This window comes from Kitasatospora sp. NPDC018619 (genome assembly GCF_044391605.1).
Classification (GTDB): Bacteria; Actinomycetota; Actinomycetes; order Streptomycetales; family Streptomycetaceae; genus Kitasatospora.
The window spans coordinates 1-7,585 of the sequence record NZ_JBISAI010000032.1; the positions used below are offsets into that span (position 1 = coordinate 1).

2 protein-coding genes are annotated in these 7,585 nt (G+C 78.9%); both read left to right on the forward strand.

Annotated features, from left to right (window positions below):
• The coding region (locus ACH5AR_RS32100) for a type I polyketide synthase (protein ID WP_396305058.1) at window positions 1-7,253 on the forward strand (7,253 nt) is incomplete at its 5' end.
• A gap of 31 nt (window positions 7,254-7,284) precedes the next feature.
• Window positions 7,285-7,585, forward strand: a 301-nt coding sequence (locus ACH5AR_RS32105) for a polyketide synthase docking domain-containing protein (protein WP_396305059.1), incomplete at its 3' end; no start/stop codon positions are given.

Below are 7,585 nucleotides of genomic sequence, written 5' to 3' on the forward strand. Positions count from 1 at the left end.
CCGAGAAGTTCGACAAGACCCGCGAACTACGCGTCAGCCACGCCTTCCACTCCCCCCTCATGGAACCCGTGCTCGACGAGTTCCGCACCACCCTCGCCGAACTCACCTTCCACACCCCCACCATCCCCATCGTCTCCACCCTCACCGGCAAACCCGCCACCACCGCCGAACTCACCGACCCCGACTACTGGACCCGCCACGCCCGCCACACCGTCCGCTTCCACGACGCCCTGGACACCCTCCGGGCCAAGGGCGTCACCACCTTCCTGGAACTCGGCCCCGACGCCGTGCTCACCGCCCTCGGGCGGGACGGCGCCGACGGCGGCGACGAGGCCTTCGTGCCGGTGCTGCGGCGCGACCGGCCCGAGGTGCGGAGCGCCGTGACGGCCCTGGCCGCACTGCACGGGCGCGGGGTGAAGGCCGACTGGGCGGCGTTCTTCGCCGGCTCCGGCGCCCGCCGGGTCGACCTGCCCACCTACGCCTTCCAGCGCCGCCGGTACTGGCTGGACGCCGCGCCCGCCGCGGGGGCGGCCGCCGACCCGGCGGACGCCTCCTTCTGGCAGGCCGTCGAGCAGCAGGACCTGACCGCGCTCGGCGCCAGCCTGCGGCTGGCCGAGCAGGAGCGGCAGTCGCTGGCCGGGGTGCTGCCCGCGCTGTCCTCCTGGCGGCGCGAGCGCCAGGACCGCTCGCGGCTGGACTCCTGGCGCTACCGCGTCGAGTGGCAGCGGCTCGCCGACCCGGCCGCCCCGCCCGCGCTGGACGGCGACTGGCTGGTCGTCCTGCCCGCGGGCCGGACGGAGGAGGAGTGCGGCGGTGCGCCGGCCGCGCTGCGGGCCCGCGGCGCCGGGGTGCTGACCGTCACGGCGGCCGGGGGCGAGGACCGTGCCGCGCTGGCCGCCCGGCTGGCGGCTGCCGTCGGGGAGCGCCGGCCGCGGGGCGTGCTGTCCCTGCTGGCCCTGGACGAGCGGGAGGCCCGGCCCGGGGTGCCGGCCGCGCTGGCCGACACCGTGCTGCTGCTGAACGCCCTGGACGACGCCGGGCTGGACGCCCCGCTGTGGTGCGCGACCAGGGGCGCGGTGGCGACCGCGCCGGGCGGGCCGGTCAGCCCGGCACAGGCGCAGCTGTGGGGCCTGGGGCGGGTGGCCGCGCTGGAGTGCCCGGTGCGCTGGGGCGGCCTGGTGGACCTGCCGGAGGCTCTGGACGGCAGGGCCGGTGACCGGCTGGCCGCGGTGCTGGCGGGCGGGTCCGGCGAGGACCAGGCCGCCGTCCGGGCGGACGGGCTGTACGCGCGCCGCCTGGCCCGGGCGGCCGGCGGCACGGCGGGCCGGGAGTGGCGCCCGCGCGGCACCGTCCTGGTGACCGGCGGTACGGGTGCGCTGGGTGCCCGGATCGGGCGCTGGCTGGCCGGGAACGGCGCGGAGCACGTGGTGCTGACCAGCCGTCGGGGCGGCGAGGCCGCCGGGGCGGCCACGCTGGAGGCCGAGCTGGCCGGCCTGGGGGCGCGGGTCACGGTGGCCGCCTGCGACGTCGCGGACCGCGCGGCGCTGGCCGGGCTGCTGGCGGAGCTCGGCCCGCTGAGCGCCGTGGTGCACGCGGCCGGCTCGGGCGCGATGGGGCCGCTGCGCGAGCTGGACGCGGACGCGCTGGCCGCGGCCGGCGCGGCCAAGGTGACCGGCGCCGCACACCTGGACGAGCTGCTGGACGGCGTGGAGCTGGACGCCTTCGTGCTGATGTCCTCCGTCGCCGGGGTCTGGGGCGGCGGCGGCCAGGCCGCGTACGGTGCGGCGAACGCGTTCCTGGACGCGCTGGCCGAGCGGCGCCGGGCGCGCGGCCTGCCGGCCACCTCGGTGGCCTGGGGCCCGTGGGCCGGGGACGGCATGTCGGCCGGGCAGGAGGAGCCGCTGCGGCGGATGGGCCTGGGCGCGCTGTCGCCGGACCTCGCGGTGGCGGCCCTGCGGCAGGCGCTGGACCTGGACGACACGGCCGTGACCGTCGCCGAGGTGGACTGGTCGCGCTTCCAGCCCGGCTTCACGGCCCTCCGGCCGAGCCCGCTGCTGGGCGCGCTGGCCGAGGTGCGGGAGTCGGCGGCCGCCGAGGAGCGGCCCGCGGCCGCCGACGGCGGCGCCTCGGCGCTGCGGGCCGAGCTGGCCGCCCTGCCCGTCGCCGAGCGCTCCCGCTCCCTGGTGGAGCTGGTCAGCGGCCTGGCGGCGGAGGTCCTGGGCCACCCCTCGGCCGAGGGGATCGACGTGGTCCGCCCGTTCCAGGAGCAGGGCTTCGACTCCCTGACGGCGGTCGAGCTGCGCGACCGGCTCACCCGGTCGACCGGGGTGCGGCTGCCGAGCACCCTGCTGTTCGACCACCCGACCCCGGAGGCGGTGGCCGCCCGGCTGCTGGGCGAGGTGCTCGGCGAGGACGCTTCCTCGCCCGCCCCGGCCCTCGGCCCGGTGGACGCCGAGGACCCGGTCGCGATCATCGGGATGAGCTGCCGCTACCCCGGCGGGGTGGCGAGCCCCGGCGAGCTGTGGCAGCTGGTCGCCCAGGGCCGGGACGCCGTCGGCGGCTTCCCGCAGGACCGCGGCTGGGACACCGCCGCGCTGTTCAGCGACGACCCCGAGCAGCCCGGCACCTGCTACGCCTCCGAGGGCGGGTTCCTGTACGACGCCGCCGGGTTCGACGCCGCGTTCTTCGGGATCAACCCGCGCGAGGCGCTGGCCACGGACCCCCAGCAGCGGCTGCTGCTGGAGACCGCCTGGGAGGCCTTCGAGCACGCGGGCGTGGACCCGCAGTCGGCGCGCGGCAGCCGGACGGGCGTCTTCACCGGCATCTCGTACCACGACTACGCGGCCCGGTTCACCACCGTCCCGCAGGAGGTGGAGGGCTACCTGGGCAACGGCAGTTCGGCCAGCGTCGCCTCCGGCCGGATCGCCTACACCCTGGGGCTGGAGGGCCCGGCGGTGTCCGTGGACACCGCCTGCTCCTCCTCGCTGGTCGCCCTGCACCTGGCGGGCCAGGCGCTGCGCTCCGGCGAGTGCTCGCTCGCCCTGGCCGGCGGTGTCGCGGTGATGTCGACGCCGGGTTCGTTCATCGAGTTCAGCCGCCAGCGCGGGCTGGCCCCGGACGGCCGCTGCAAGGCCTTCGCCGAGGCCGCGGACGGCACCGGCTGGGGCGAGGGCGTGGGCATGCTGCTGCTGGAGCGGCTCTCCGACGCCCGCCGCAACGGGCACCCGGTGCTCGCGGTGCTGCGCGGCAGCGCCGTCAACCAGGACGGCGCCTCCAACGGGCTGACCGCCCCCAACGGGCCCTCCCAGGAGCGGGTGATCCGCGAGGCGCTCGACCGGGCCGGGCTCGCCGCCGCCGAGGTGGACGTGGTGGAGGCGCACGGCACCGGCACCCGGCTGGGCGACCCGATCGAGGCCCAGGCGCTGCTGGCCACCTACGGCCAGGACCGCGAACTGCCGCTGCTGCTCGGCTCGTTGAAGTCCAACATCGGCCACACCCAGGCCGCCGCCGGCGTCGGCGGCGTGATCAAGATGGTCGAGGCGATGCGCCGGGGCACCGTCCCGCGCACCCTCCACGTGGACGCGCCGTCCTCCCAGGTGGACTGGACGGCCGGATCCGTCGAGCTGGTCACCGAGCAGCGGGCGTGGCCCGAGACCGGCCGCCCGCGCCGGGCCGGCGTCTCCTCCTTCGGCGTCAGCGGCACCAACGCCCACGTCATCCTGGAGCACGCTCCGCAGGAGCAGCCGCCGGCCGCGCCGGCCGGCCGCCGCACCCTCCCGTTCCTGCTCTCGGCCCGTACCGACCAGGCCCTGCGCGCCCAGGCCCGCCGCCTGCACGAGCACCTGGACGCCGCCCCGGACACCGACCCGGCGGCCCTCGGCCGCTCGCTGGCCACCGGCCGCGCGCAGTTCGCCCACCGGGCGGCCGTGGTGGCCGCCGACCGTGAGGAGCTGCTGGCCGCCCTGGCGGCGCTCGCCCAGGGCGGGCCGGCCCCCGAGCTGGTGCGCGGCACCGTCGCCGCGGGCCGCACGGCCTTCCTGTTCACCGGCCAGGGCGCCCAGCGCGCCGGGATGGGCGGCGAACTGTACGGCGAGTTCCCGGTGTTCGCCGCGGCCTTCGACGAGGTCTGCGCGGAGCTGGACCGCCACCTGGAGCGGCCGCTGGCCGAGGTGATCGCCGAGGGCGGCGAGCTGCTGGACCGCACCGGCTGGACCCAGCCCGCCCTGTTCGCCGTCGAGGTCGCCCTCTACCGCCTGGTGGAGTCCTGGGGCGTGCGGCCGGACTTCCTCGCCGGGCACTCCGTCGGGGAGCTGGCCGCCGCCCACGCGGCCGGCGTCCTCTCCCTTCCCGACGCCGCCCGGCTGGTCGCCGCCCGCGGGCGGCTGATGGAGCGGCTCCCGGCCGGCGGCGCGATGGTGGCCGTGGAGGCCGCCGAGGCCGAGGTGCTGCCGCTGCTCGGCGACGAGGTGGCGGTGGCCGCCGTCAACGGCCCGCGGGCCACCGTCCTGGCGGGGCCGCAGGAGGCCGTCCTGCGGATCGCCGCGGACCTCGCCGCGGCCGGGCACCGCACCCGGCGGCTGCGGGTCAGCCACGCCTTCCACTCGCCGCTGATGGACCCGATGCTGGCGGAGTTCCGCGCCGTCGCCGAGTCGCTGACGTACCGGGAGCCGCTGGTCCCGGTGGTCTCCGGCACCGGCCGCCCGGTGGCCGCCGAGGAGCTGTGCACGGCGGAGTACTGGGTCGGCCAGATCCGCGCGGCCGTCCGCTTCGACGCGGTGTTCCGGCGGCTGGCCGCCGAAGGCGCGACCAGGTACCTGGAGCTGGGCCCGGACGGCGTGCTGACGGCGATGGGCCGGGACTGCCTGGCCGGGACGGACGCCCCGGAGGGCAGCGCCCTGCTGCCCGCGCTGCGCCGGGACCGGCCGGAGGCCGCGTCCGTGGTCCGGGCCGTCGGCGCCCTGCACACCCTGGGCGCCGCGGTGGACTGGCCGGCGTTCTTCGCCGCCGCCGGGGCCCCGGCCGGCCGCCTGGAGCTGCCCACCTACCCCTTCCAGCGCGAGCGGTTCTGGCTGGACGGGCCCGCCCCGGCCGCCGACCCGGCGGACGCCGCGTTCTGGGAGGCCGTCGAGCGGCAGGACGTGACCGCGCTCGGCGCCAGCCTGCGGCTGGCCGAGGAGGAGCAGCGCTCGCTGGCCGGGGTGCTGCCCGCGCTGTCCTCCTGGCGCCACCGCGAGCGGGCCGGTTCGCGGCTCGACTCCTGGCGCTACCGGGCCGCCTGGCAGCGGCTCCCGGAGCCGCCGGCCGGCCCGGCCGCGGGCAGCTGGCTGGCGGTGCTGCCCGCCGGGGCCGCCCTGCCCGCCGCCGAGGGCGCCCTGACGGCGCTGGAACGGCACGGCGCGCGGGTGCTGCGGGTGCCCGTCGGCCCGGAGGGCCTGGACCGCGCCGCACTGGCGGGCCCGCTGCGCCGGGCCCTGGACGGCACCGCGCCGACCGGCGTGCTCTCGCTGCTGGCCCTCGCGGACGGCGCCGACGAGCAGGCCGTCACGGCCGGCGCCGTGGCACTGCTCCAGGCCCTCGGCGACCTCGCCGTGGACGCCCCGCTGTGGTGCGCGACCCGGGCCGGCGTGTCGCTCGGCGAGCAGGTCGCCGAGCCCGCGCAGGCCGCGCTGTGGGGCCTGGGCCGCGCGGCCGCGCTGGAGCACCCGGACCGCTGGGGCGGCCTGGTGGACCTGCCGGAGGAGGTCGACGGCCCGGCCGGGGCCCTGCTGGCCGCGGCCCTGCGGGGCACCGGCGGCGAGGACCAGCTCGCGGTGCGGCCCGACGGCCTGTACGGGCGGCGGCTGCTGCCCGCGCCGGCGGCGCGCCGCGGCGAGGCGCCCGGCTGGGACGGCGACGGCACGGTGCTGGTCACCGGCGGCACCGGTGCGCTCGGCGCCCGGCTGGCCCGGCACCTGGTCGCCGAGCACGGCGTGCGCCACCTGCTGCTCACCAGCCGCAGCGGCCCCGACGCCCCCGGCGCCGACGGCCTCGCCGCCGAACTGACCGCCCTCGGCGCCACCGTGACCGTCGCCGCCTGCGACGCCGCCGACCGCGAGCAGCTCGCCGCCCTGCTGGCCGGCATCCCCGCCGAGCACCCGCTCACCGGCGTGGTGCACGCCGCCGGGGTGCTCGACGACGGCGTGATCGACGCGCTGACCCCCGAGCGGCTGGAGACCGTCCTGCGGGCCAAGGCCGCCTCGGCCCGCCACCTGCACGAGCTGACGCTGGAGCCGAAGCCGGCCGCCTTCGTGCTGTTCTCCTCGTTCAGCGGCACGCTCGGCGCCCCCGGGCAGGCCAACTACGCGGCCGCCAACGCCTACCTGGACGCCCTGGCCGAGCAGCGCGCGGCCCTCGGCCTGCCCGCCACCTCGGTGGCCTGGGGGCCGTGGGACGAGGGCGGCATGGCCGCCGGGGGCGAGGTGCTGGAGCGCGCCCGGCGCACCGGGGTGACCCCGCTGCCCCCGGCCGCCGGGCTGGCCGCCCTGGACGCCGCGCTGGCCCAGGGCGACACCGCGGTCGCCGTGGTGGACGTGGACTGGTCCCGGTTCGCGCCGGGGTTCGTCGCGGCCCGGCCCAGCCGGCTGCTCGCCGGGATCCCGGCCGCCCTGGCGGCGGCCCCGGGCCCGGAGGCCCCGGCCGGGGCGGCCGAGGACGGGAGCGCGCTGGCCTCCCGGCTGGCCGGCGTCCCGGCGGCGGAGCGGGAGCGGATCCTGCTGGAGCTGGTCCGGGGGCTCACCGCCGAGGTGCTCGGGCACCGCGGCCCGGAGGCGGTGGAGCCCCGCAAGGGCTTCCTGGAGCTGGGCTTCGACTCGCTGACCGCCGTCGAGCTGCGCAACCGGCTGGGCGGCGCCACGGGCCTCGGCCTGCCCTCCACGCTGCTCTTCGACCACCCGGACCCGGTGGCGCTGGCCGCCCTGCTGGCGGAGCGTCTGGCCCCTGCGGCGGACGCCCCCGCGCAGGCGGACGTGTTCGCCGGGCTGGACGCCCTGGAGGCCGCGCTCACCGGCGCCGAGCTGGACGACGAGGACGGCCGCAGGGTCACCGCCCGGCTGGAGACCCTGATCTCCAAGTGGCGCGAGTTCAGGGGTGCAGGGGTGCCCGTCAGGGGTGTCCCGGCCGCGGGTGCGGCTGCCACTGTCGATGCGGACCTCGAACTGCAAGCCGCGTCGGTGGATGAGGTGCTCTCCCTGATCGACGCGGAATTCGGCCTCTGAGCGGTCAACGCTGCCTGGTGGAAGGTGTGCAATGCGGACGGATGACAAGGTCGTCGATTACCTCAAGAAGGTGACCGCAGACCTGCGGCGGACGCGGCAGCGCGTCCGCGAGCTGGAGGCCGCGGAGCACGAGCCGATCGCGATCGTCGCGATGGGCTGCCGCTTCCCCGGCGACGTCCGCACGCCCGAGGACCTCTGGCGGCTGCTCGCCGAGGGCCGGGACGCGGGCGGCGGGCGGCCCCCCGCCCCCGGGGGGGGCCCCCCCCGCCGGCGCGGGCGGAGCGCCGCCGGCCCCCGGGGCGCGGTCCGCAGCCCGGGGGCGGGCCAGTTCC